18 protein-coding genes are annotated in these 24,008 nt (G+C 61.3%); 13 read left to right on the forward strand and 5 right to left on the reverse strand.

Features of this window, described 5'->3' with window-relative positions:
* Nucleotides 1–92: 92 nt before the first annotated feature.
* Entirely contained in the window at nucleotides 93–2,498 is a 2,406-nt protein-coding gene (locus tag NQL71_RS14440; RefSeq protein WP_274642866.1) for a glucose/quinate/shikimate family membrane-bound PQQ-dependent dehydrogenase, read from the reverse strand.
* Between the two features lie 273 nt (nucleotides 2,499–2,771).
* Between NQL71_RS14440 and NQL71_RS14445 the strand changes: the two genes are divergently transcribed.
* Complete coding sequence (locus tag NQL71_RS14445) at nucleotides 2,772–4,064, forward strand: MFS transporter (RefSeq protein ID WP_046819251.1); 1,293 nt, start codon at nucleotides 2,772–2,774, stop codon at nucleotides 4,062–4,064.
* Between the two features lie 25 nt (nucleotides 4,065–4,089).
* The gene (locus tag NQL71_RS14450; protein WP_274642867.1) at nucleotides 4,090–4,866 is read left to right on the forward strand and encodes a substrate-binding domain-containing protein; all 777 of its coding nucleotides are present in this window, start codon (nucleotides 4,090–4,092) and stop codon (nucleotides 4,864–4,866) included.
* On the opposite strand, the gene NQL71_RS14455 is transcribed toward NQL71_RS14450, so the two are convergent.
* Nucleotides 4,856–5,761, reverse strand: coding sequence for a LysR family transcriptional regulator (locus NQL71_RS14455; protein ID WP_077183391.1), 906 nt, complete (start codon nucleotides 5,759–5,761; stop codon nucleotides 4,856–4,858). The two genes, NQL71_RS14450 and NQL71_RS14455, sit on opposite strands and share 11 nt — an antisense overlap.
* A 206-nt stretch (nucleotides 5,762–5,967) precedes the next feature.
* Here NQL71_RS14455 and NQL71_RS14460 point away from each other — a divergent pair, with 206 nt between their 5' ends.
* A complete protein-coding gene (locus NQL71_RS14460; RefSeq protein ID WP_046819248.1) occupies nucleotides 5,968–7,182 on the forward strand; it encodes an aldose 1-epimerase family protein in 1,215 nt (404 codons plus the stop codon).
* A gap of 127 nt (nucleotides 7,183–7,309) precedes the next feature.
* Here the strand turns inward: NQL71_RS14460 and NQL71_RS14465 are convergent, their stop codons facing one another.
* Both NQL71_RS14465 and NQL71_RS14470 read right to left on the reverse strand, forming a co-directional pair.
* Nucleotides 7,310–8,431 (reverse strand): acyl-CoA dehydrogenase family protein, encoded by a 1,122-nt coding sequence (locus NQL71_RS14465; RefSeq protein WP_274642868.1) that lies wholly within the window; start codon nucleotides 8,429–8,431, stop codon nucleotides 7,310–7,312.
* Entirely contained in the window at nucleotides 8,428–9,570 is a 1,143-nt protein-coding gene (locus NQL71_RS14470; protein ID WP_046819246.1) for an acyl-CoA dehydrogenase family protein, read from the reverse strand. The genes NQL71_RS14465 and NQL71_RS14470 overlap by 4 nt, the downstream gene beginning before the upstream one ends.
* 142 nt (nucleotides 9,571–9,712) lie before the next feature.
* Between NQL71_RS14470 and NQL71_RS14475 the strand changes: the two genes are divergently transcribed.
* Both NQL71_RS14475 and NQL71_RS14480 read left to right on the forward strand, forming a co-directional pair.
* Entirely contained in the window at nucleotides 9,713–10,498 is a 786-nt protein-coding gene (locus NQL71_RS14475; RefSeq protein ID WP_046819245.1) for an enoyl-CoA hydratase/isomerase family protein, read from the forward strand.
* Between the two features lie 11 nt (nucleotides 10,499–10,509).
* Entirely contained in the window at nucleotides 10,510–11,160 is a 651-nt protein-coding gene (locus NQL71_RS14480; protein WP_077183394.1) for a TetR/AcrR family transcriptional regulator, read from the forward strand.
* 6 nt (nucleotides 11,161–11,166) lie between these two features.
* On the opposite strand, the gene NQL71_RS14485 is transcribed toward NQL71_RS14480, so the two are convergent.
* Nucleotides 11,167–13,854 carry a winged helix-turn-helix domain-containing protein gene (locus NQL71_RS14485; RefSeq protein ID WP_274642869.1) on the reverse strand — a complete coding sequence of 896 codons (2,688 nt, stop codon included), beginning with the start codon at nucleotides 13,852–13,854 and terminating at the stop codon, nucleotides 11,167–11,169.
* Nucleotides 13,855–14,012: 158 nt separating this feature from the next.
* On the opposite strand from NQL71_RS14485, the gene NQL71_RS14490 reads away from it, so the two are divergent.
* The 8 genes from NQL71_RS14490 (at nucleotide 14,013) to NQL71_RS14525 (ending at nucleotide 24,006) form a co-directional block, all read left to right on the forward strand.
* Nucleotides 14,013–15,425, forward strand: a complete 1,413-nt coding sequence (locus NQL71_RS14490) for a coniferyl aldehyde dehydrogenase (RefSeq protein ID WP_046819242.1) — start codon at nucleotides 14,013–14,015, stop codon at nucleotides 15,423–15,425.
* Nucleotides 15,426–15,495: 70 nt separating this feature from the next.
* Nucleotides 15,496–16,581 (forward strand): Zn-dependent alcohol dehydrogenase, encoded by a 1,086-nt coding sequence (locus NQL71_RS14495; RefSeq protein ID WP_274642870.1) that lies wholly within the window; start codon nucleotides 15,496–15,498, stop codon nucleotides 16,579–16,581.
* A 104-nt stretch (nucleotides 16,582–16,685) separates the two neighbouring features.
* Nucleotides 16,686–17,882, forward strand: coding sequence for an acyl-CoA dehydrogenase family protein (locus NQL71_RS14500; protein ID WP_274642871.1), 1,197 nt, complete (start codon nucleotides 16,686–16,688; stop codon nucleotides 17,880–17,882).
* A gap of 10 nt (nucleotides 17,883–17,892) precedes the next feature.
* Nucleotides 17,893–19,035 carry an acyl-CoA dehydrogenase family protein gene (locus tag NQL71_RS14505; protein WP_274642872.1) on the forward strand — a complete coding sequence of 381 codons (1,143 nt, stop codon included), beginning with the start codon at nucleotides 17,893–17,895 and terminating at the stop codon, nucleotides 19,033–19,035.
* Nucleotides 19,036–19,104: 69 nt separating this feature from the next.
* A complete protein-coding gene (locus tag NQL71_RS14510) occupies nucleotides 19,105–20,682 on the forward strand; it encodes an arylsulfatase (protein WP_256721406.1) in 1,578 nt (525 codons plus the stop codon).
* A 147-nt stretch (nucleotides 20,683–20,829) separates the two neighbouring features.
* The gene (locus NQL71_RS14515; protein WP_274642873.1) at nucleotides 20,830–21,579 is read left to right on the forward strand and encodes an electron transfer flavoprotein subunit beta/FixA family protein; all 750 of its coding nucleotides are present in this window, start codon (nucleotides 20,830–20,832) and stop codon (nucleotides 21,577–21,579) included.
* A complete protein-coding gene (locus tag NQL71_RS14520; protein ID WP_274642874.1) occupies nucleotides 21,579–22,520 on the forward strand; it encodes an electron transfer flavoprotein subunit alpha/FixB family protein in 942 nt (313 codons plus the stop codon). Before NQL71_RS14515 ends, NQL71_RS14520 begins: the two co-directional genes overlap by 1 nt.
* Nucleotides 22,521–22,671: 151 nt before the next feature.
* Nucleotides 22,672–24,006, forward strand: coding sequence for an MFS transporter (locus NQL71_RS14525; RefSeq protein ID WP_274642875.1), 1,335 nt, complete (start codon nucleotides 22,672–22,674; stop codon nucleotides 24,004–24,006).
* Nucleotides 24,007–24,008: the final 2 nt, after the last annotated feature.

Raw genomic sequence — 24,008 nt, forward strand, 5'->3', positions numbered from 1 at the left:
AGGTGCAATCTTGAATGATTTCGCAAAGCGGCGCGGCACCCGCAGGTGCCGCGCACAGAGAGAGTGTCCGCCAGTGAGGCGGGCACAGCGGCTTACGGCAAGGCGTAGGCCATCACGTAGTCGCCGCGATCGGTCGACTGGCGCGCACCACCGGCGGTGATGACGATGTACTGCTTGCCGGTCTTCGGTGAGACGTAGGTCATCGGGCCGCCCTGGCTGCCGACTGGCATGCGGGCTTTCCACACCTCTTCACCGTTGCCGCTGTTGAAGGCGCGCAGGTAGAAGTCCTGGGTGCCGGCGATGAAGATCAAGCCACCTTGAGTCGACAGGGTGCCGCCGAGGGTCGGCAGACCAATCTTGATCGGCAGGTGCATGCGGATACCCAAGGGACCGGTGTCCTCAACGGTGCCGACCGGAACCTGCCAGGCGACTTTCTGCGTCTTCATGTCGATGGCAGTCAGCGTGCCGAACGGTGGTGCCTGGCAAGGAATGCCGGCCACCGACAGGAAGCGGTTTTTGTTCACTGCGTAAGGGGTGCCCTTGAGTGGAACGGCGCCCATGCCAGTGTTCAACGCTTCGCCACCGGAAGTGGCCTGGCCTTTGTTTTGCGACGGGATCATCTGAATCCACAGACCCAGGCGCATGTCGTTGACGAAGATGAAGCCGTGCACCGGGTCAGTGGAGATGCTGCCCCAATTCATGCCACCGAGCGAACCTGGGAAGCTCAGCGATTTGTCGGTGCCCGGCGCGGTGTACAGACCGTCATAACGCATCGATTTGAAATCGATCCGGCACAACAGCTGGTCGTACGGCGTTGCACCCCACATGTCGGATTCGGTGAGGTGCTGAGCACCGATCTGCGGCATGCCCACCGATTTCGGTTGGGTTGGCGAGTACGGTTCGTTGGGGATGTTTGCCGCCTTGACCGGTACTTCTTCAACGTCGGTCAGCGGCTTGCCGGTGGCACGATCGAGCACGTAGATCTGCCCGGCCTTGGTGCCGATGACCAGCGCCGGTACGGTTTTGCCGTCCTTGGTGAAATCGATCAGGCTCGGCTGCATCGGCAGGTCGAAGTCCCAGAGGTCGTTGTGAACAGTCTGGAAGACCCAGCGTTCTTCACCGCTGGTGGCGTCCAGCGCCAGGATCGAGGCGCCGTAGGTGTGATCGAGCTTGCTGCGTTCGACACCATAGATGTCGGTGGAAGCGCTGCCCATCGGCAGGAACACCGTGTTGGTCGCCGGGTCGTAGGACATCGGCGCCCAACTGTTCGGCGTGCTGCGCGCATACGTGCTGCCCTCGACCGGCGCGTTGCGATCCTGCGGGTTGCCCGGGTCGAATGCCCAGCGCATCGCGCCGGTGATCACATCGAACCCACGGATCACGCCGCCCGGCATGTCGGTTTGCACGTTGTCGGCCACGCGACCGCCAACCACCACGGTGGTGCCGGCCATCAGCGGTGCTGAAGACAATTGATAATAGCTGTCCGGCACATCACCCAGGCCAGCCTTCAGATCGACCTGACCGTTGTTGCCGAACCCTTGGCAGAACTCACCGGTGTCGGCATCGACCGCGATCAGGCGGGCATCGATGGTGTTGGTCAGCAGACGGCGCTGGCAGTTGGCCGCCGGGGCAGGTTTGGCTTCGATGATGCTCGAGTTGCCTGGCTGAACGATGTCCTTCGTGGCATCGAAGTAGGCCATGCCACGGCAACGCTGCCAGACTTTCGACTTCGCGTTGATCGCGTTTTTCCAGAGTTCCTTGCCGGTGTCGGCATCCAGTGCGATCAGGTTGTTGTGCGGGGTGCAGATGAACACCTTGTTGCCGACCTGCAGCGGGGTGAGTTGGTCCTCGGCGCCATTGCCATCGCTCTCGGCGACGTCACCGGTGTGGTAGGTCCACGCCACCTTCAACTTGTCGACGTTGTTGCGGTTGATCTGATCCAGCGCAGCAAAGCGGCTACCGCCCTCGGTATTACCGTAGTGCGCCCAGTCCTTTTGCGCGTTGGCTGGCTCGACGGGTGTCAGGCCCGGCCCCGTGTCCGTTGCAGCGACAGTCGGGTGCGCAACGAACATGTTGCCAGCGGCCACCGCCAGCGCAATCGCCAACACAGCAGCGATGCCATAGGCACCGCGACCTGGCACATCACCATTGGCACGCTTGAGCAGTGGGTAGACCAGCGTGACCGCCAGGCCAACGGCGCTGAACATGAACAGGCGCGAGAACACTGGCCAGAACACCAGCCCGGCATCACTGACCGCCCAGATCGCCGTGCCCACCAGAAACGCAGCGAACAACCAGGCACCGGCCGTTTTGAAGCGAGCGATCAGCAGACCGGAAACGGTCATCACCAGCCCACCCACCAGGAAGTACCAGGAGCCTCCCAGGCTGACCAACTTCACGCCCCCAGCAGCAAGCGCCAGGCCGAGCAGGGCGATGACCACGCCCAGCCCGACCACAATGAATTTTGATATGCCCGAGAGGCGTTGACTCTGCTTCACGTTGAATGTCCCGTTGAAATGAGGGGGGCATTATATCGTTAGGTAACTATCTAGTTAAATCATAAATTCAGTATGAAGCGTAGTTTGCTGCTCATGGACTCGCCCGATCGTAGACTCGCTCACCTCAGGGATGCGTGTTGATGCGTCATGCGCATCAATGCATGCCAACAATGCACTTATCAAATCGGTCTGCCTGTTCCACCATTCTCCCCAATAAAAACCGTGCAGTGCGTCCAGGCAGTGCACGTCATAAAAGCGGTGGAGTACAGGTCAATGACAACATCAATAGCTTCCGGGCGCTCACGCGCCAGTGCGATTTTCCGGGTCACCTCGGGCAATTTCCTTGAACAGTTCGACTTCTTTCTTTTCGGTTTCTACGCCACGCAGATTGCGGCTGTGTTCTTCCCGGCCAGCAGTGAGTTCGCCTCGCTGATGATGACTTTTGCGGTGTTCGGTGCAGGCTTTCTGATGCGTCCGCTGGGTGCGGTAGTGCTCGGTGCCTACATCGATGATGTCGGGCGACGCAAAGGCCTGATCGTAACGCTGTCGATCATGGCCAGCGGCACCATCCTGATCGTGCTGGTGCCCGGTTACGAAACCATCGGGTTGTTCGCACCGGCGATCGTGTTGATCGGTCGTCTACTGCAAGGCTTCTCGGCCGGTGCGGAAATGGGGGGTGTCTCGGTATACCTTTCTGAAATTGCCACGCCCGGCAACAAAGGCTTTTTCACCAGTTGGCAATCGGCCAGCCAACAAGTCGCGATCATCGTCGCCGCTGCATTGGGCTTTGGGCTGAATCAGTGGATGGCGCCGGCGATGGTTGCCGATTGGGGCTGGCGAATTCCGTTTTTCGTCGGCTGCATGATTGTTCCGTTCATATTTTTCCTGCGCCGCAATCTGCAGGAAACCGAGGAGTTCGCCGCGCGCAAGCATCGGCCGAGCATGGGCGATGTGTTCCGCACCCTCGGGCAGAACTGGGTGATCGTGTTTGCCGGGATGATGATGGTCGCGCTGACCACCACAGCGTTTTACCTGATCACTGTGTATGCCCCGACCTTCGGCAAAACCGTGTTGCACCTGAGCACCTCCGATGCGCTGTTGGTGACGCTGTTGGTGGGTGTCTCGAACTTCTTCTGGTTACCTGTCGGCGGTGCGTTGTCTGACCGTATCGGTCGACGTCCGGTGTTGATCGCCATGGCCCTGTTGACCCTGTCCACCGCCTATCCGGCCCTGACCTATCTGGTGAACGCGCCCAGCTTCGTCAACATGCTGTTGGTCTTGCTGTGGCTGTCGTTTATCTACGGTTTGTACAACGGCGCGATGATTGCGGCGCTGACGGAGATCATGCCGGTGGAAGTCCGCGTCGCCGGTTTCTCCCTGGCGTACAGCCTGGCGACGGCGGTGTTTGGTGGTTTCACGCCGGCAATGTCGACCCTCCTGATTCAGTACACCGGCGACAAGGCTGCGCCTGGCTACTGGATGAGTTTCGCTGCGCTCTGTGCCCTGTGCGCGACGCTCTATCTCTATCGCCGTTCGACCGGCCGTTTGCAACCCGCGCTCTCTTGATCCCGCCCAATTGCGAGAAACAACGATGAAACAGCTATTCAATGGTGCCGCCTTCGCCCTGGTGGCCAGCCTCGGCCTGAGCACCGCAGTCCAGGCGGAGGAAATCCGTGTGATGACTTCTGGTGGTTTCACCGCCGCCTACAAAGTCCTTGGCCCTAAATTTGCCGCGTCTACCGGCAACACGCTCGATACCGCCCTTGGCCCGTCGATGGGCAACGCGCCGCAAGCTATTCCCAACCGACTGTCTCGCGGCGAAAAAGCGGACGTGGTGATCATGGTCGGTTATGCCCTCGACGAGTTGATCAAGCAGGGCAAAGTCGATCCCGCCTCACGGGTAGAGCTGGCAGATTCGCGGATCGGTCTCGTGGTGCGTGAAGGTGCACCGAAACCGGACATCAGTACCGTCGATGCATTGAAAAAGACATTACTGAACGCGGAGTCTGTCGCCTATTCAGACAGCGCAAGCGGTGTATACATCGAAAATCAACTGTTCACGCGCCTGGGCATAGAAGACCAGCTCAAACCTAAATCGAAAATGATCCCGAAGATTCCCGTGGGTGAGGTAGTCGCCACCGGCGATTACCAACTGGGCTTTCAGCAGGTGAGCGAATTGCTGCCCGTGCCGGGCGTAAGTTTTGTGGCGAAGATTCCGGAACCGGTGCAGTCGGTGACGCGTTTCGCTGGCGCCATTCCCGTGGGCGCACAACACCCAGCGCAAGCCAGGGCGTTATTGAAATACCTGGCGTCGTCGCAGGCGCAAACGGACGTAAAGGCCACCGGCCTGGATTCGGTCAGTCGTTGATCTGAACTTTCATTTTCACCACCAAGCGCTCCAGCTCCAGCGCCGCCGGGGTCAATGTACGACCTCGGCGTTTGATCAGGCCAACACTGCGCATCACCTGCGGGTCGGTCAGCGGCACTCGCGTCAATATCGGATGATCCGCTGCCGGCATCGCCATCAGAGGCACCGCCGCTACCCCCAGCCCAGCCTCCACCAAACCGATCATCGTCGTCACATGCCGGGTTTCACAGATACCCTGGCGTTGCGGGACGATGCCGGTCAGCGCCTGATCGAGCAGAAAGCGATTGCCCGACGTCTTGTCTAGCGAGATGTAGTCCTGCTGATAGAACTCGTCCCAACTCACGCTTTGGCGACCCGCCAACGGATGATCACGCCGGCACGCGACAACATAACTTTCCTGCACCAGCGGCTCGAACTCGACTTCAGTCTCCAGCGTGCCTATGAAGCTCAGGCCGAAATCTGCCTCGCCGTTGACCACGGCACTGAGCACGTCGTGAGCACTGGAATCGAGCACTTTGACTTTGATGCGTGGAAATTGCCGGTGGTAATGCGCGATCACCCGCGGCATGAAGTAGTAAGCCGCTGACGGTACGCAAGCGACGGTGACATGGCCGAGCCGGGTCGAAGCCACTTCGCTGATGCCCAGCAACGCCACGTCCAAATCATCCAGTAAGCGCTCGACGCTGGGAATAAAGCTTCGTCCGGCCTGTGTCAGGCTGACTTTGCGCGTAGTGCGCTCGAACAACCGCACACCCAAGGCATCTTCAAGTTTGTCGATGCGCCGGCTCAAGGCAGGTTGAGAGATGCGCACAGTGTCGGCGGCCTTTCGAAAACTGCCTTGCTCGACAACAGCACGAAAAGCTTGCAAGTCGTTGAGGTCGAAGTTGATGGCCATAGGCATGTACTCGGGAGCAGGCAGATTGATCAGTTTAACCTATGAATAAATGGAATTAATGCAAAATGTAACTAAAGGTCCGGAAAACCGCTTCTGCTTCAACACTGATTGCCTTGACGAAATCTGGCGCTGTGTCGTTTTTTCAGCTTGCTGAAACGTTTCATCAAGTTTATATAAATGGCACAACTCCAAAAAAGGCTGCTGTCATGACCCCGCTCAAACTCTTTGTTGCCCTCAGCGCACTGTCCGCTGCCTCCCACGCCATGGCTTGGGATTACGTTCTGCTCGACACCGACAAAGCCGCCCGGAGCTGGCAGATCACCAGCCAGCAACTCGGCATCAAAACCGACAAACCCTTCAGCGTTACCCTGCGCACCTTGCACGGCGGTCGGCAGGAGGGCGTCAGCATCGTCGACATCGATAACGGCACGATGAAACTCTCGGTAGTGCCGACTCGCGGAATGAACGTCTTGCAGGCCTCGGTCGGTAATGTGCGCATGGGCTGGGATTCGCCGGTCAAGGAAGTGGTCAATCCGTCCTTCATCGAACTTAATGGCCGCGGTGGTCTGGGCTGGTTGGAAGGTTTCAACGAGCTGGTCACCCGCTGCGGATACGAGTGGGTCGGCCACCCCGGCGTCGACAACGGCGAACTGCTGACCCTGCACGGTCGGGCCGCCAACATTCCTGCGAACACAGTCACCCTGCATATCGATGAGCAACCACCGTACGCCATCACCCTGCGCGGCGAACTGAAAGAGCAGGCATTCAAGAAAGTCGACTTCTCCGTCGCGACCGAACTGGTCACCGAACCCGGCAGCGTAGTGTTCGCCCTCAACGACACCCTGACCAACAACGGCGACTATCCGAAGGAATACCAGGCGTTGTATCACAGCAACTTCAGCACCCCGTTCCTGGAGCAGGGCGCTCGTTTCGCCGCGCCGGTGAAACAGGTGTCGCCGTTCAACGACAAGGCCAAGGGCGATCTGCCCGACTGGCAAACCTACCGCGCACCGACCAAGGACTACGACGAAACGGTTTACAACGTGGTGCCGTATGCCGATGCCAAGGGCGATACGTTGACCGTGTTGCATAACAAGGCCGGCAGCCTGGGCGTTTCGGTGGGCTTCAATACCCAGGCACTGCCCGTGTTTTCCCTGTGGAAAAACACCGATACCCAAGGCCAGGGCTATGTCACGGGGCTGGAGCCGGGGACAAGTTTTTCCTACAACCGCCGTTATCAGCGTCCACTGAACCTGGTACCCACAATTGGGCCCAAGGAACACAAGCAATTCCGCATCAGCTACAGCTTGTTGGCGGATAAGGCGGCGGTGGATAAGGCCTTGAAGCAGGTAAGCGAGATTCAGGATGGGCGGCAGACGGAGGTGCGGCAAACGCCGTTGGTGGATCTGACCAAGGGGTGATGCCGGCTAGTGCCAAGGGGTACGGGTGAATGAACCGGACGTATTCCAGTGCAGGGTCATGGCAGTCAACTCCCTTTGCGAGAACTTGGTTGAGGGGCAGTGCCCGCTGGCGGGCAATGCCTGTTTGTCAGAACTGGCGCTCTGTCAGTCCTGCCCAGAAGCCCTTGCCACCGGCTGCGATCGCCGCTTGGCCGAGGACATCAGCCCACTGCGAATCGCTGCCGAATTCATCGCGCCACGACCACAAGCGCCGGGTGGTGAAATGCAGGGTATGTTCGTGGGTGAAGCCGATGGCCCCATGAACCTGGTGCGCAATCGAGGTGGCCAGGGTGGCGGCCTCGCCGGCGCAGACCTTGGCCACGGCCACATCGAACGCCAGGCTGCTGCGCCACCCGGGTTCTGCCTGCAAGGCATCGCAAGCGCTACGCAAGGCGACCTGGGTCGCCATGCGCGCGGCACCGATGGCTCCGGCCATCTGCGCCAGTTGCTGCTGGATCGCCTGGAATTTTCCGATGGCCTTGCCAAACTGGGCGCGCTCGTTGGCGTAGCCGACGGCCTTGTCCAGGCTCGACTCCAGCGCCCCGACCAGCATGCAGGCACGGATCAACGCGCCGAACAGCCAGACAGGTTCCTGCACATCCGCTATCTGCAACTGGCCGATGGCGTGAATGCGAGCGTGGGCGAAGTGCAGGGTGTCACGTTCCTCACCGGCAAAATTGCTCCCGACCTCCAGGCTGACGGTGGGCTGGCGCAGGTCTACCAATGCCAGTCGTCCCGCGTCATTGGCGACAACCGCCCAGCGACTGCTGTGGGCCCACGGTACATTGAATGCGCGGCCCTCGAGATGGCCATCTGTGGTCAACGCCAGGTCGCCGAGGCGGCCGATCTGAATCAGCGTGATCGGTTCCACAGGCACTTCAAGCCCGGCACGGCTCAGCAAGAGCGAGGCAAGCATGGTTTCGCTCAAGGGCAGGGGTGCGCTCCAGTAACCTATGGCGCGCAATACCGGGCTGACCTCCAGCCAGCTGGCGCCACTGCCGCCGGCCTCTTCGTCCATCAAGGCACCGGGCAGGCCTTGCTCGAGCACCTGTTGCCACAACGCTGTCGCGGCTTGCCCGGCATCGAAACTGGCCAGCACCTGGGGGGTGATCTGTTCGTCGAACAGGCGCTCGACGCTGTCGGCAATGATCGATTGCAGCTCGGATGGCGCGCTGTCATCCAGTGTTTGAAAGGGGGTAGCCTGGTTCATCGCAGTCCTAATCCTCTGGCAATGATGCCGCGCAGAATCTCGCGGGTGCCGCCACGCAGGGAAAACGACGGGGCGGTCTGGGTCAGGTAACGCATCACCTGGTCTAGTCGGGAACCGGGTTGGCGGGTGCCGCCAAACAGGTCATGGGCAAGGTCGGGCAGGGATTGTTCGAGCAGGGCGCCCTGGTCCTTCACCAGCGCTGCCGGAGTTGCCGGGTTGTCGCCGCGGGCGAGCATGCCGGCGACGCCCAACGACATCTGGCGCAGCACCGCGTAGCGCGCGGCGACGCGACCGAGGCTGACGCGGTGGCGCGAATCCTGTGGGTCGGCGGCGTCGAGCATTTCCAGATACAACTGGGTGCTGCTCAGGTAGCGCTCCGGGCCGCTGCGCTCGAGCGCCAGTTCGGCCCCGACCTGTTTCCAGCCATCACCTGGCTGCCCGATGACAAAGTCGTCGGGCACGAACACGTCATCGAGGAACACTTCATTGAAATCATGCTCGCCCAGCATGTTGTAGATCGGCCGAACCGTGACGCCGGAGGCACGCATGTCGATCAACAGTTGCGACAACCCGGCATGACGATTGCTCTCGTCCTTCGGTCCGGTGCGCAGGAGGGTGACCATGTAGTGGCAGCGGTGGGCACCCGTGGTCCAGACCTTGCTGCCATTGACGAGCCAACCGCCTTCGGTTTTTACCGCCCGGGTCTGCACCGACGCCAGGTCGGAGCCGACATTCGGCTCGCTCATGCCAATGCAGAACAGTAGCTCGCCGCGTGCGATAGCCGGCATCAGCCGTGGCGCCAGCACATCAGGGGAAAACTTCATCAGCAACGGACCGGATTGCCGCTCGGCGATCCAGTGCGCATTGACTGGCGCGCCAGCGGCCAGCAGCTCCTCAAGCACCACGTAACGCTCCAGGGCACTGCGTTCATGTCCGCCGTAGCGCTTGGGCCAGGTCATGCCCAGCCAACCGCGCTCGCCCAGCTTGCGGCTGAACTCAGGGTCGGCACCGTTCCAGTTTTTCGCGCGTTCACGAGCCGGGTAGTCCTTCAGTGTTTCGGCGACGAATTCGCGCACTTGGGCCCGTAAAGCCTGGGTTCTGGCGTCCAATTGACAGGGACGTATATCGAGTGCCTGCATGGCTTTTTTGCTCATATGAAGAGGATTGTTGTTTTGTTTTTGTAACTTGCTGAACGCCCAACAAGTAAATAAGCTAACAGCATCCCAGGCGGCGAATCAAGCCGCTGCTTCTGTTGAACCTCGCCAAACACACGGAGCTTGCATGTCGACCAATACCTCCTTTACCCCCGGCCGCGGCCTGGCACTGGGCCTTGAAGGCCATGTCGCAACCTTGGGTTTCAACCGTCCGCCACTGAATTTTTTCGATGCCGAACTGATCAATGACCTGGCCGACGCCCTGCAATACCTCGACGATTTGCCACAGTGCCGGGTCGTTATCCTGCAGGCTGAAGGCAAGGTGTTTTGCGCCGGGGCGGACTTCTCGGGTGCCGATCAGCGCGACCCGCAATACCCGCGCCGTGTCTACAAGTCGGCCGTGCGCCTGTTTCGCAATCGCAAGCCGCTGATCTGTGTGGTCGAGGGCGCCGCGATCGGTGGAGGCCTGGGCCTGGCACTGGTGGCGGACTTTCGCGTGACCAGCGAAAAAGCGCGGTTTTCGGCCAACTTCAACCGGCTGGGCATTCATCAGGGTTTCGGGATTTCGGTTACCATGCCGCGTCTGGTCGGCCCGCAAATGGCCTCGTTGCTGATCGCCACCGGGCGGCGCATCGATGGCCGTGAAGCCGTGCGCATCGGATTGGCCGATGTGCTGGCAGAACCGGGCATGGAGCGCCAACAGGCCCGGGAACTGGCCGAGGAAATCGCCGCTTCGGCACCCGGCGCGGTCATGTCCAGCCGAGAGACCCTGCGCATGGGCCTGGCCGATGCGGTTGACCGGATCATTGATCGCGAGGCGTCCGAGCAGGAGTGGCAGATCGTCAGCGCCGACTTTGCCGAAGGCACCCGCGCCATGGCTGAACGGCGCACGCCCGTTTTTACAGGACAGTAAGGAATCACCCGATGGAACCCGTAGAAAAAACCACCCAGCCGACTTCGCGGCGCACGCAACTGGAGCGTCGCGCTGAGGCGGAACAACGCCTGCTGGTCGCTGCCCGACAGATCGTCGCGCGCAAGGGCTGGGTCGGCATGACGCTATCGGAGGTGGGCGAGGAAGCGGGCTACAGTCGTGGCCTGGCGACTCACCATTTTGGCAACAAGGCCGGTCTGCTGCGTGCCCTGGCGGGTTTCGTCAATGCGACATTCATGGAGCTGGTACAGGCCCGGTCGCCGCAGTGGCGCCCGGGGATGGATGCGCTCAAGGGATTTGTCAGTGTCTATCTGGCGCGCCCGGACGGCGACTGGGTCAATACCCGTGCACTGTTGGCCCTGATGTCGGAGGCCGTGACCCAGGACTCGGAAACGGTGCAGGTCCTCGCCGAGTACAACCTCTCGGTGCAAAAGCATCTGGCAAGGTACATCAGCGAAGGCATCGACAACGGCGAGATCCGCTCGAACGTGGACCCCATGACAGGGGCCTTGCTGTTCCTGGGCACGTTGCGCGGCATGATGCTGCAGGTCCTGCTGAACCCCGCGTCCGTCGATCTGGAGTTGCTGCACACGCAGATGCTGGCCTTCATCGAAAACGCATTGGCATCCGTACGATCCTTGTAGGAGCGATCAGTCCAGCAACCCCTGGGCTCGTGCGATCGACACCGCCTCGGTGCGTCCGCCCGCGCCGAGTTTGCTGTTGATCTTGCGCAAGTGCGATTTCACCGTCAGTTCCGAGAGAAACATTTTCTCGGCGATTTCGCGGTTGCGGTAGCCCAGTGCAAGCAAGCGCACCACCTGGAGTTCACGGGTGGAGAGAGTGGTCTGCGGTTCGTCTTCACGCTTGGGTTCGACCTTCCTGTGGCTGTTTTCGCCACGCAGCAACCGGGCGATAAAACCGCTGCCAATGCCCAACGCTTCTTCCTGGCCATGGTAGGTCACCGACCAGCGCTCCAGCACAGCCGCCAGGGGCGCGCCTTCATCGAGAAAGGTGCGGATAAATCCGACGTGGCTGGCCAGGCGCAGGGCCGCCGTCAAATGTTCAAGCGCCTCTTTGTGGTGTTTCGCGCCGTCAAGTGCGAGGACCAGCAACAAACGCAACTTCAAGGCCCGACGATGCTGGTGTCGTTCAAGGGCGTGGGCCATGGCCTGACGCAACGTGTCGACGCAAGCGCTATCACCTTGCGCGATACGCAGGCGCTGGCGCGCGATGAAAGGGGTGTCGACGTCATTGGCGCTCAAGGTCACGCCCGGTTGTTCCCAGTCGCTCAGTTGCTCGGCGGCGCGCATGGCGTGATCGGCGGTATCCAGGCGATTTTCCAGGGTGGCGACACGCGCCCGTTCCAGCCAGGTCGAACAGAGGATGCGCGTAGAACCGGCCAGTTGGCCCAACTGATCGAGATCGGCCAGATATCGCATCCAGGCCGGCCGGTCGCCGTGCAGGTAGGCAAGGCGGGCCAATAATACATGGGTGCTGATCAATGAGTCCGGCGCAGCATGCTGCCGGGCATAGGGCAGCAGTTCGGTGAGTCGGCGCCGTGCTTCATCGACCGCGTCCGTTTCGTAGAGCACCACGCAATGGATGGTTTGCAGGACCGGATAACCCACCGGTGGCGTACCCGCCAGCGACTCGCGACTGCGGCGCATGGCCGTGTCCGCGCGGGTCAGGGCGCTGTCGAGTTGCCCTTGGGTCAGGTCAAGCATCGTTTCCAGCGCATCGGTGACATCGCGCAGGTAGGTCGACTCCTGTTGCGCCTCGCGCAGCCCGGCTCCGCCGAGCATTTTGCGTGCTTCGTCGAAGCGGCCGGTGTAGAACAGCGCGCAGATTTGCACAAATGCCGTGACGCGATACTGCAATTTGTCCTCAGGACCCAGCTGCAACAACAACTCGGTGGCGGCCACCAGCGCTTCATCGACACGGTCGCCGATCAGCAGCAACAGCGGGTGAACGTAGTGGTGTTCTTGCGCCAGCGCCGGGTTTTCCAGGACCTGCAGTGCGTCCTTGTGACGACGCGCATGCAGCAGTGCCCAGGCGTAGGCAATGCCCAGGCGCGGATGCACATCGCGTATCTCCACGGGAATGCGCGAAAGCCAGCGCATCAACAGGCTGGCATGGCCATTCTCCACCAGTTCGTCGATGTGCAGCACCAGTTGCGTGGCTGCTTCGTCGACAGCGTGGGCGGTAAACAGATGTTCAAGGGCTTCTACCAGGCGCTCATTGGCGAAATACCAACTCGCGGCCTTTTGATGCTGCCGCTCGAACAGGTCCGGGTGACGCTTGAGGGTTTGCAGGAGAAAATCGGCGAACAGCGGGTGATAACGAAACCATTGGCGCTGCTCGTCCGTTGCCATCACGAACAGGTTGGCCCGTTCCAGTGACTCGATCATCGACTGGTTGTCATGGCGACCTGTGACGGCATCGCACAAGGCTGGACAGAATCGCGCCAGGACGCAGGTTTCTAACAGAAATTGCTGGACCTGCGCGGTCTGCCGGGCCAACACGTCTTCGCCGAAGTACTCCGCCAATGCCGGGTTTGAACCGTTGTAGGAGGCAATGAACGCGGCCGGATCGCCGTGTCTTTGCAGAGACAGGGTGGCCAGGTAAATGCCGCAGATCCAGCCTTCGGTGCGCTCGTGCAGGCTTTCGATATCGGCCAGGTCCAGCGGCAACTGGCGCTTTTGCAAGATGTAGGTGGCAGTCTCGTCAGGGCTCAGGCGCAGCGCATCGGTGCCGATCTCCAGCAGTTCGCCACGGGCGCGCAAACGGCCCAGATTGATCTGGGGGGTGGTGCGCGATGCGATGGCCAGCGTCGCCCCCATGGGCAACGCCTTGAGCAACTGCTGGATGAATTCGAGGGCCGGCGTCTGATCAAGGACTTCGAATTCGTCCATCAGCAGGGTGAACGCGTCGTCACTCGCGGCGATGTGCTCGAGCAGCCAGTGCTCGCGCTGCGCCGCACTGCTTTCGGCAGCGGGGTTGTCGCCCGCCTCGATCAAACCGATATCGCGCAGGCCGGTAAGCAGTACTTGAGTCAAGCGCTGCGGATCTTTGTCCAGGGCATCGAGGTTGCACCACAACACACGCCGGCCTTCGGCCAGGCAACGTTCGCGGTATTGCTGCAGCAGCGTGGTCTTGCCGTAGCCGGGGCAGGCACTGATCAGGATAAGCCGCAAGCCATCGCGTGGTTGCAGTTGCTCAAGCAAGGCTGAACGTTCCAATTGACCCGGCAGGGTGGCCGGCGCCAGGAATTTACCCGCGCGAATGGGTGGCGTTGCTCCCTGTGCTGGTTCGTTGGAACTACGTTCAAAACCTTCCATGCATCCTACCTTTGGTTGTCGTCGGGCCGGTGCGGGCCTTTCTAGTATCGCCTGTCATGAGCGACACCCGATTCAGGGTTCGAGCCCGCCAGTGTAACGGGACGACACCGGATTGGCAGCTCCCCAACCGCCCACCCTTGCATGGAAGTCCGAACACCATGAGTGCCAACGAAAACCTGAAGGCTGCCGATATTCGCGTGATCCTGGACAAGCAACGTGCCGCAAGCCTTGCCAGTGAGCCTTGGACGGCCGCACAACGCTGCGAACTGATCGACCGGGCCATCGGCCTGCTGGTCGATTACCAGGACGACATCATCGAAGCCCTGTCAGCGGACTTCGGTCATCGCAGCCGCGACTTTTCGCGCATGCTCGATGTACTGGGGCCATTGGCATCGTTGAAGTATACCAAGGCGAAAATTGCCGAATGGATGCAGCCAGACCAGAGGGCCACCGACCGCGGCGAGGCGTGGGTGCAGTATCAGCCGCTGGGCGTGGTGGGCATTCTCACGGCCTGGAACTTTCCGGGGAACATGGTCTTCAACGGTCTGGCAGGGGCCCTGGCCGCGGGCAACCGGGTGATGATCAAGGTCTCGGAATACAACCCGCAAACCTCGGCGTTGCTGGCGCGGATCTTCCGTGAAGTCTATGCCGAAGACGAAGTGGCAATCATCACCGGTGGCCCGGACATCGGCCACGCCTTCAGCCAGCAACCGTTCGACCATCTGTTGTTCACCGGCGCCAGCAGCATCGGCAAGCACGTCATGCGCGCCGCCGCCGAGAACCTGGTGCCGGTCACCCTGGAGCTGGGCGGCAAGTCGCCGACCATCATTTCGCGCTCCGCCGACCTTAGAGTCGCGGTCACTAAAATCCTCACCGGCAAGCTGCACAACGCCGGGCAGATCTGCCTGGCGCCAGACTACGTGTTCGTGCCCGAGGAACAACAGGACGCCTTCGTCGAAACGGTCCGGGACGTGGTTGCCACGCTGTTCCCGACACTGCTCGAGAACCCGGACTACACCTCGGTGATCAACGCCCGTCACTTTGAACGTCTGCACGGTTACCTCAACGAGGCGCGTGACGCGGGTGTCGAGCTGATCGAACTGAACCCGGCCGGCGAGGATTTCAGTGGCCAGAAGCACCACAAGATGGTGCCGACCCTGCTGCGCAACCCCAGTGATGAACTGCAGATCATGCAGGACGAGATTTTCGGCCCGCTGTTGCCGTTCAAACCCTACAAATCATTCGCGGAAGTGATCAGCTACATCAATTCGCGTCCACGTCCGTTGGGCCTGTACTACTTCGGCGACGATGCCGGGGAAGAGTCCTTTGTACTCAATCGCACCACCTCTGGCGGGGTCACCCTCAATGACGTGCTGCGCCATGGCGGTGTCGAGACGCTGCCCTTCGGCGGTGTCGGTCACAGCGGCATGGGCTGCTACCACGGGATCGACGGCTTCCGCACCTTCAGCCACGGCAAATCGGTACTGCGCGCTGTCGACGGGCCGGACGCGATGCGTCCTCCGTACAGCGAACAGGTCCGTCAGTTCGTCGGTTCGATGATCAAGCGCTAAGACAACCCCCGGGATGGCGGATCCGTTCGCCATCGCCGGCCACATCCTGCTTAAAGAAGAGAATAAAAATATGAAAGCTGCCGTTCTGCATGCCCCCGGTACGCCACTGATCATCGAAGAAGTCGGCATTAGCAAGCCCGGCCCACGGGAAGTGCTGGTGCGCACCGTTGCGGTAGGGGTTTGTCACTCCGACCTGCACTTCGTCGATGGCGCTTATCCGTACCCGATGCCGGTGGTGCTCGGTCATGAAGCGTCCGGCATCGTCGAGCAAGTGGGCAGCGAGGTGCGCACGGTCAAGCCGGGCGATCACGTGGTGACCTGCCTGTCGGCCTATTGCGGCCACTGCGAGCATTGCGTCACCGGGCACCTGTCGTTGTGCGTGTCCCCGGACACCAAGCGCCGTGTCGATGAAGAGTCGCGCCTGACCTACGTACAAAAACCGATGACCCAGTTCATCAACCTGTCGGCCTATGCCGAGCAGATGCTGGTGCACGAGAACGCCTTGGTGGCCATTCGCCGCGACATGCCGCTCGACCGCGCCGCATTGCTCGGTTGCGCGGTCACCACCGGTACCGGTGCGGTGTTCAACACGGCCAAGGTGCGCCCGGGCGAGACGGTGGCGGTGATCGGTTGCGGCGGTATCGGCCTGTCCACCATCAATGGCGCGGCACTGGCCGGTGCCGGGCGAATCATCGCCATCGACATGCTCGACTCGAAACTGGAGTTGGCCAAACAGTTTGGCGCCACCGATGTGGTCAACGCCAAGGACGGCAGCGCCGTTGCGCAGGTGCTGGAGTTGACCCGAGGCGGTGTGCATCACGCCTTCGAGTGCATCGGCCTCAAGCAAACTGCCGAGCAGGCGTTCGGCATGCTGGCTCGCGGCGGCACCGCGACGATCATCGGCATGATCAAACCCGGCGTGAAATTGGAACTGGACCCCATGGCCATTTTGCACGAGCGCCGCATCCAGGGGTCGTTCATGGGCTCCAACCGCTTCCCGGTGGACCTGCCACGCCTGACCGACTTCTACATGCAGGGCCGGCTCAAGCTCGATGAAATGATCTCGCAGCGCATCAAGCTTGAGCAGATCAACGAGGCCTTCGACGAGTTGCGCCGTGGCGAGCTGGCGCGCTCGGTCATCGTCTTCGATCAATGACGCTGCGCTGCCGTCGCCAGGTTGCCCTGTGCGACGGCAGGCCCCACTCGGTCATCGACTAACAAGACCAGCCACAGGCTGGCGACTCATCATTGAGGTATCAGATGGACATTCATTTCAGCGCCGAGGAAGTGGCGTTCCGCGAGCAAGTGCGCGGGTTTCTCGAGGCCAACCTGCCGCAAGACATCGCGGACAGGATCAACCAGGGCAAGTCGGTGTGCAAAGCCGACCAGGTGCTGTGGATGCGCACCCTCAATGACCAGGGCTGGCTGGCGGCGAGCTGGCCGGTGGAGCAGGGTGGCACGGGCTGGACCGCCGTGCAGAAGCATATTTTCGATGAAGAATGTTCGGTGGCCGGTGCGCCCCGAATCGTGCCGTTCGGCATCAACATGGTCGGCCCGGTGATCATCAAGTTCGGCACCGAAGAACAAAAGGCCCATTACCTGCCGCGCATCCTCGATTGCGAGGACTGGTGGTGCCAGGGCTACTCCGAGCCGGGCGCCGGCTCCGACCTGGCCAGCCTGCGCACCCGCGCGGTGCGGGACGGCGACGACTACGTGGTCAACGGCCAGAAGACCTGGACCTCCACCGGGCACATGGCCGACTGGATGTTCTGCCTGGTGCGCACCGACCCCGAGGCGCAACAGCAACGGGGCATTTCCTTCCTGCTGATCGACATGAAGAGCCCCGGCATCACGGTGCGGCCGATCATCACCCTCGATGGCGGCCATTACGTCAACGAAGTGTTCCTCGACAACGTGCGGGTACCGGTGAAGAACCTGGTCGGCCGCGAGAACGAGGGCTGGACTTGTGCCAAGTACCTGCTGACCCATGAGCGCACGACCATCGCCGGGATCGGCATCGCCAAGGCCATGTTGTCGCGGCTCAAAGCGGTGGCTAAGGCGGAGCGTCGCAACGGCAAGCCCCTGATCGAAGATCCGCACTTTCGGGCACAGATCGCCGACGTGGAAATCCAGTTGATGGCCATCGGCATGAGCAACCTGCGCATCCTCGCTGCGGCCCAGGAGGGCGGTGTTCCCGGTTCGGAAAGCTCGATCCTGAAAATCAAGGGCACCGAGATTCGCCAGGCGATTACCTACCTGCTGACCAAAGCCATGGGAGCCTACGCCAACCCGTTCCTCAAGGACGAGTTGGGCTACGACCATGAGGGCGAACTGCTGCACAGCGAGTTCAGCAATAGCTCCACCTGCCAGTACCTGGACATGCGCAAAGCTTCGGTCTACGGCGGTTCCACTGAAATCCAGAAGAACATCATCGCCAAGATGATTCTCGAACTCTAAGGGGCAGACCATGGACTTCAAACTTTCCGAAGAGCAGCAAATGCTGCAAGACACCGCCGCGCGCCTGGTACGCGACACCTACACGTTCGAGCAGCGCGAGCAGTTTCGCGAGAGCGCCAAGGGGTTTAGCGCCGAGTTCTGGCAGCAGATGGGCGAACTGGGGTTGACGTCGGTGCCGTTTGCCGAGGAGGTCGGCGGTTTCGGTGGCAATGGCGTGGATGTGATGCTGGTGGCCCAGGAACTCGGTCGCGGCCTGTGCCTGGAGCCCTGGCTGCATTCGGTAATTTTTGCGGGTGGCCTGATCGATCAACTGGGCAGCCCGGCGCAAAAGAACGAACTGCTGCCGTCGGTGGCCAGCGCCGAGTTGCAACTGGCGGTGGCCGTCGAAGAGCCGCAGAGCCACTACCAGTTGCACGATGTACAGACCCGCGCCGTAGCGGTCACCGGTGGCTGGTCCCTCACGGGGCGCAAGTCGGTGGTGGTGGGCGGGCAGAGTGCCGGTTTGATTCTGGTCTCGGCGCGGCTGTCCGGGGATGTACGTGACGAGGCGGGCATCAGCCTGTTCCTGGTCGATCCGTCTAGCGCGGGCGTGAGTGTGCGCGAATACCCGAGCATGGACGGCCGCCGGGCGTGCGACCTGTTCCTGGACAACGTGTTCGTCAGCAGCGCCGCTGTACTGGGCGAGCACGCAAAGGCCCTGGATGCGTTGCGTTATCAGCAGGGCCGCGCCATCGCCGCGCAGTGCGCCGAAGCCGTCGGCAGCCTGCAGGCGACCTGCGCGCTGACCCTGGATTACCTCAAGACCCGCAAGCAATTTGGCCAGGTCATCGGCAAATTCCAGGCCCTGCAGCACCGCATGGTCGACATGTACATCGAACTCGACCAGGCGACTTCCATGACCCTGCTCGCCGCCTGCGTGGCCGATGAGCCGGACAGCGCAGAACGCAGCCGCACCCTGGCCGCCGCCAAGTACACCGTCTGCCGCGCCGCGCGTTTCGTCGCCGACCAGGGTATCCAGTTGCACGGCGGTATCGGCCTGACGTGGGAATACGTGCTGTCGCACCATGCCAAACACTTGCTGATGATCGCCCGCCAGTTCGGTGACGACGACCATCACCTGCAGGCCTACAGCGCACTCATGCAGGACGCCTAGACCCGACGCTGCGCGCCTGTTTTTGCGCCAGGCGCGTTCGAACCAGACAATAAGAACAAGGAGCAAGACATGATGACAAAATCATGCCGATGGCTACGCCAGCGGCTGCGCGACCTGAGCGTCGCGAGCACGTTGCTGGCCGTAGCGGTCTGCAGTTCTGCCGCCGACAAACCGAACGTGCTGGTCATCTTTGGCGATGACATCGGCATCTTCAATATCAGTGCCTACAACCAGGGCATGATGGGCTATGAAACGCCTAGCATCGACCGCATCGCCAAGGAAGGCGTGCTGTTTACCCATGCTTATGGCGAACAGTCCTGCACCGCAGGTCGCGCAGCTTTTGCCCTGGGCGAACACCCGTTCCGTACCGGTCTGTTGACCATCGGCATGCCCGGCTCCGAACACGGCATTCCCGATTGGGCGCCGACCATCGGTGACGCGATGAAGCAACAGGGCTACACCACCGGCCAGTTCGGCAAGAACCACCTGGGCGATCGGGACAAACACCTGCCGACCAACCATGGCTTCGACGAGTTCTTCGGCAACCTGTACCACATGAACGCCGAGGAAGAGCCGGAGACCTACTACTACCCCAAGGACCCGGCGTTCAGGAAACAATACGGTCCGCGCGGTGTGATCCATTCCTATGCCGACGGCAGGATCGAAGACACCGGTCCGCTGACCCGCAAACGCATGGAAACCATCGATGACGAGCTGGTGCAGGCCACCAACAACTTCATCGACAAGGCGCACAAGGCCGACAAGCCGTTCTTCGCCTGGTTCAACGCCACCCGCATGCACATCTGGACCCACCTGAAAAAAGAGTCCGAAGGCAAGACCGGCGTCGGCCTGTACCCCGATGGCATGGTCGAGCATGACGGGCAGGTTGGCCAGTTGCTCAAGAAGCTCGATGACCTGGGCATTGCTGACAACACCATCGTGATCTACACCACCGACAACGGCGCGGAGAAATTCAGCTGGCCCGATGGCGGCACCTCACCGTTCGCTGGGGAGAAGGGCACCTCAAATGAAGGCGGGCACCGTGTGCCGTTGCTGGTCAAGTGGCCGAAGGTACTCAAGCCCGGTACCCATATGAACAACCTGATTGCCCATAACGACTGGATGCCGACCCTGGCCGCGGCGGCGGGCGCACCGAACCTGGTAGCGGATCTGGCCAAGGGTACGCAGCTCAACGGCAAGCAGTTCCGTGTGCATCTGGATGGCTATGACTTCCTGCCGTTCTTCAAGGGCGAGGTCAAGGACAGCCCGCGCGAGGAATATTTCTACTTCAGCATGGGCGGCGACCTGGATGCGATCCGTTGGCGCGAGTGGCGGTTGGCGTTCGCGCAAATGACCGGGGATTTCGCCAGCGCTTCGCGCAAGGTCACCAACGTGCCGGTGTTGACCAACCTGCTGGCCGACCCGTTCCAGACCGCGCGCAAGGAATCGCCAATGGCCAAGCGCTGGGCGGCGGACCAGGCGTGGTTGCTGGTGCCGATCCAGGTCAAGGTCAAGGCCTTCATGGCAACGCTGGGCCAGTACCCGTTCCAGGAAGGCGTCAGTCTGAACCCCGGCAATATCAACTACCAGAGCCTGGCCGTGAAGAAAGCGCTGATGGGGCTGCACAAGCCTGCGACTGCGAACTGATCGCCACTACCCACTGCGGGGGGCGACCTGCTTTGCGATGGCCGTTGATGATAACGCGTGCTTGCTGATTCAACGCGTCGTTCTCAGGCTCTTCGCGAGCAAGCTCGCTCCTACACAAAAAGCTATTCATTTTTTTGGAGTTATCTGATGAAAGTCCTCGTAGCCGTCAAGCGCGTGGTCGATTTCAACGTCAAGGTTCGCGTCAAGGCGGACCAGTCCGGCATTGACCTGGCCAACGTCAAAATGGCCCTCAACCCCTTCTGCGAAATTGCCGTGGAACAAGCCGTACGCCTGAAAGAGCAGGGCATTGCCACTGACGTCCTGGTGGTCAGTGTCGGTCCGGTTGCCGCGCAGGAACAGTTGCGCACGGCGCTGGCACTGGGTGCCGACCGCGCCATCCTGATCGAGAGCAATGACGAGCTGAGTTCACTGCCGGTAGCCAAGCTGCTCAAGGCCGTGGTCGATCAGGAGCAGCCGCAACTGGTGATCCTCGGCAAGCAAGCGATCGACAGCGATAACAACCAGACCGGGCAGATGCTCGCCGCACTCACTGGTTTCGCCCAGGGCACCTTCGCCTCGAACGTCGAGATCGCCGGCGACCAGGTGATCGTGGCCCGGGAAGTCGACAGCGGAATGCAAACCGTCGCGCTGAAGCTGCCGGCCATCGTCACCACCGACCTGCGCTTGAACGAGCCGCGCTACGCCTCTTTGCCGAACATCATGAAGGCCAAGAAAAAGCCGCTTGAAACCTTGACCCCCGATGCCCTGGGCGTTTCCACGGCTTCCACCAACCGGACCGTGAACGTCCAGGCGCCTGCCACGCGCAGCGCCGGTATCAAGGTCAAGTCGGTGGCTGAACTGGTCGAAAAACTGAAAAACGAAGCGAAGGTGATCTAATGGCAATCCTGGTAATCGCTGAGCACGACAACAACACCATCGCCCCGGCCACGCTTAACACAGTGGCGGCTGCCGTAAAAATCGGCGGCGACATCCATGTGCTGGTAGCAGGGCAGGGCATTGGCGCCCTGGCTGAAAGCGCGGCAAAAATCGCAGGTGTCGCCAAAGTGCTGCTGGCCGACAACCCGGCCTACGCCCATCAACTGCCGGAAAACATCGCCCCGCTGGTGGTCAGCCAGGTGATCGAGCAACACACCATCTACAGTCACGTCCTGGCGCCTGCGACCTCAAACGGCAAAAACATCCTGCCTCGCGTAGCGGCTGCACTGGACGTCGACCAGATCTCCGAGATCATCGCGGTGCAAGGCGCCGACACCTTCAAGCGCCCGATCTACGCTGGTAACGCCATCGCCACCGTGCAATCGAGTGCCGTGGTCAAGGTGATCACGGTACGTGCCACTGGTTTCGACCCAGTCGCCGCCGACGGCGGATGCGCTGCCATTGAAGCCATTGCCACAGTCCACGATGCCGGCATTTCCCGCTTCGTCAGCGAGGAGCTGGCTGTATCTGATCGTCCGGAGCTGACCGCGGCGAAGATCGTTGTGTCCGGCGGGCGTGGCATGCAAAGCGGCGACAACTTCCAATACCTGTACAGCCTCGCCGACAAACTCGGCGCCGGGGTTGGGGCTTCCCGTGCAGCGGTCGATGCAGGTTTCGTGCCCAACGAAATGCAGGTCGGCCAGACCGGCAAGATTGTCGCGCCGCAGTTGTACATTGCGGTCGGCATCAGCGGGGCGATCCAGCATCTGGCCGGTATGAAAGACTCGAAAGTCATCGTCGCCATCAACAAGGACGAAGAGGCCCCGATCTTCCAGGTGGCGGACTACGGCCTGGTGGCGGACCTGTTCGAAGCAGTCCCGCAACTCGAACAAGCCCTCTAAAAAACACCGCCGTCACTGTAGGAGCGAGCTTGCTCGCGAAGGATCAGATACGCCGCATTCTTCCTGAATGCACGCGTCATCGTTGACGTCCATCGCGAGCAGGCTCGCTCCCACAGGGAGAGGTGGTTTTACCCATGGAAAGGAGCGCCACATGAGCCACGCAGCGGAGCACTACCTGCCGGCGACAGCCGATTATTCCGTCGAGGAAACCCGTGCGGTGTACCGCAAGGTCATCCTGCGCCTGTTGCCGTACCTGGTCCTGGCCTACGCGATCAATACCATCGACCGGTTGAATGTGTCCTTCGCCAAGTTACGCATGGCCGAGGACATCGGGCTGACGGATGCCGCCTACGGGATCGGTGCCGGTATTTTCTACCTGGGTTACATCCTGTTCGAAGTACCGAGCAATATGTACCTGCAGCGCATTGGAGCCCGGGCCACGCTCACTCGCATCATGGTGCTGTGGGGCATGGTCACGGTGGCCACGGCCTTTGTCACCACGGCGAACCAGTTGATTGTCGCGCGGTTTCTGCTGGGCGTGGCCGAGGCCGGTTTCTTCCCCGGCGTCATCCTGTACCTGACGTACTGGTTCCCGCCCGCACTGCGTGCACGAATCACTGCGGTGTTCCTGATGGCGGCGATGATTGCCGGCATCGTCAGCGGGCCGCTCGCCGGGACCATCATGAGTCATTTCCATGGCTGGCTGGGCCTGCGTGACTGGCAGGTGCTGTTTGTACTCGAAGGCGTCCCGGCGATGCTGCTGGGGCTGTTCGGCTGGTTCTGGCTGGTGGACAAACCGCACGACGCACGCTGGCTCACGCCGCAGGAAAAACACATGTTGGCCGCTGGCCTTGCCCAGGGGCGCCCGGCAGACCTGCCCAACGCCAGCCTGGCGCAAGTGCTGCGCAATCCTCGGGTGTACGTCGCCGGCCTGGTGTTCTTTTGCATTTACAGTGGCTCCAATACGGTGTCTTACTGGATGCCGACATTGATACGCGGATTCGGTGTACATGACCTGAAAACCATTGGCCTGCTCGCCAGCGTGCCCTATGCCGGCGCCTTGATCGGCATGTACTTGCTGGCCCGCAGTTCAGACAAACGCCTGGAACGTCGCTGGCACGTGAGCCTGACCCTGCTGCTCAGCGCAACCTGCTTCTTCCTGCTGGGCCCGGTTCAGGATCATCTGGTGCTGTCTTTGGTGTTCATGAGTATCGGTGCCGCCGCCGCAATGTCCGCGCTGTCGCTGTTCTGGAGTATTCCACCGGCCTTGCTGTCACCTTCGGCGGCGGCCGTGGGCATCGCGGTCATCAGTTGCATCGGCGGCCTGGCCGGGGTCATCAGCCAGGTTGTGGTGGGCGCGATCAAGTCGGCGACCGGGGACTTGTACCTGGCGTTCGATGTGATCGCAGGGGTGTTGGTGGTGGGCGCGGTGGTGTTGCTGGTCGCCATTCCGGCCAGTCACCTGAAGGAGCGCGTCAAGCCGTAGCC

Source organism: Pseudomonas serbica, from assembly GCF_028823535.1.
In the GTDB taxonomy this organism is placed as follows: domain Bacteria; phylum Pseudomonadota; class Gammaproteobacteria; order Pseudomonadales; family Pseudomonadaceae; genus Aquipseudomonas; species Aquipseudomonas serbica.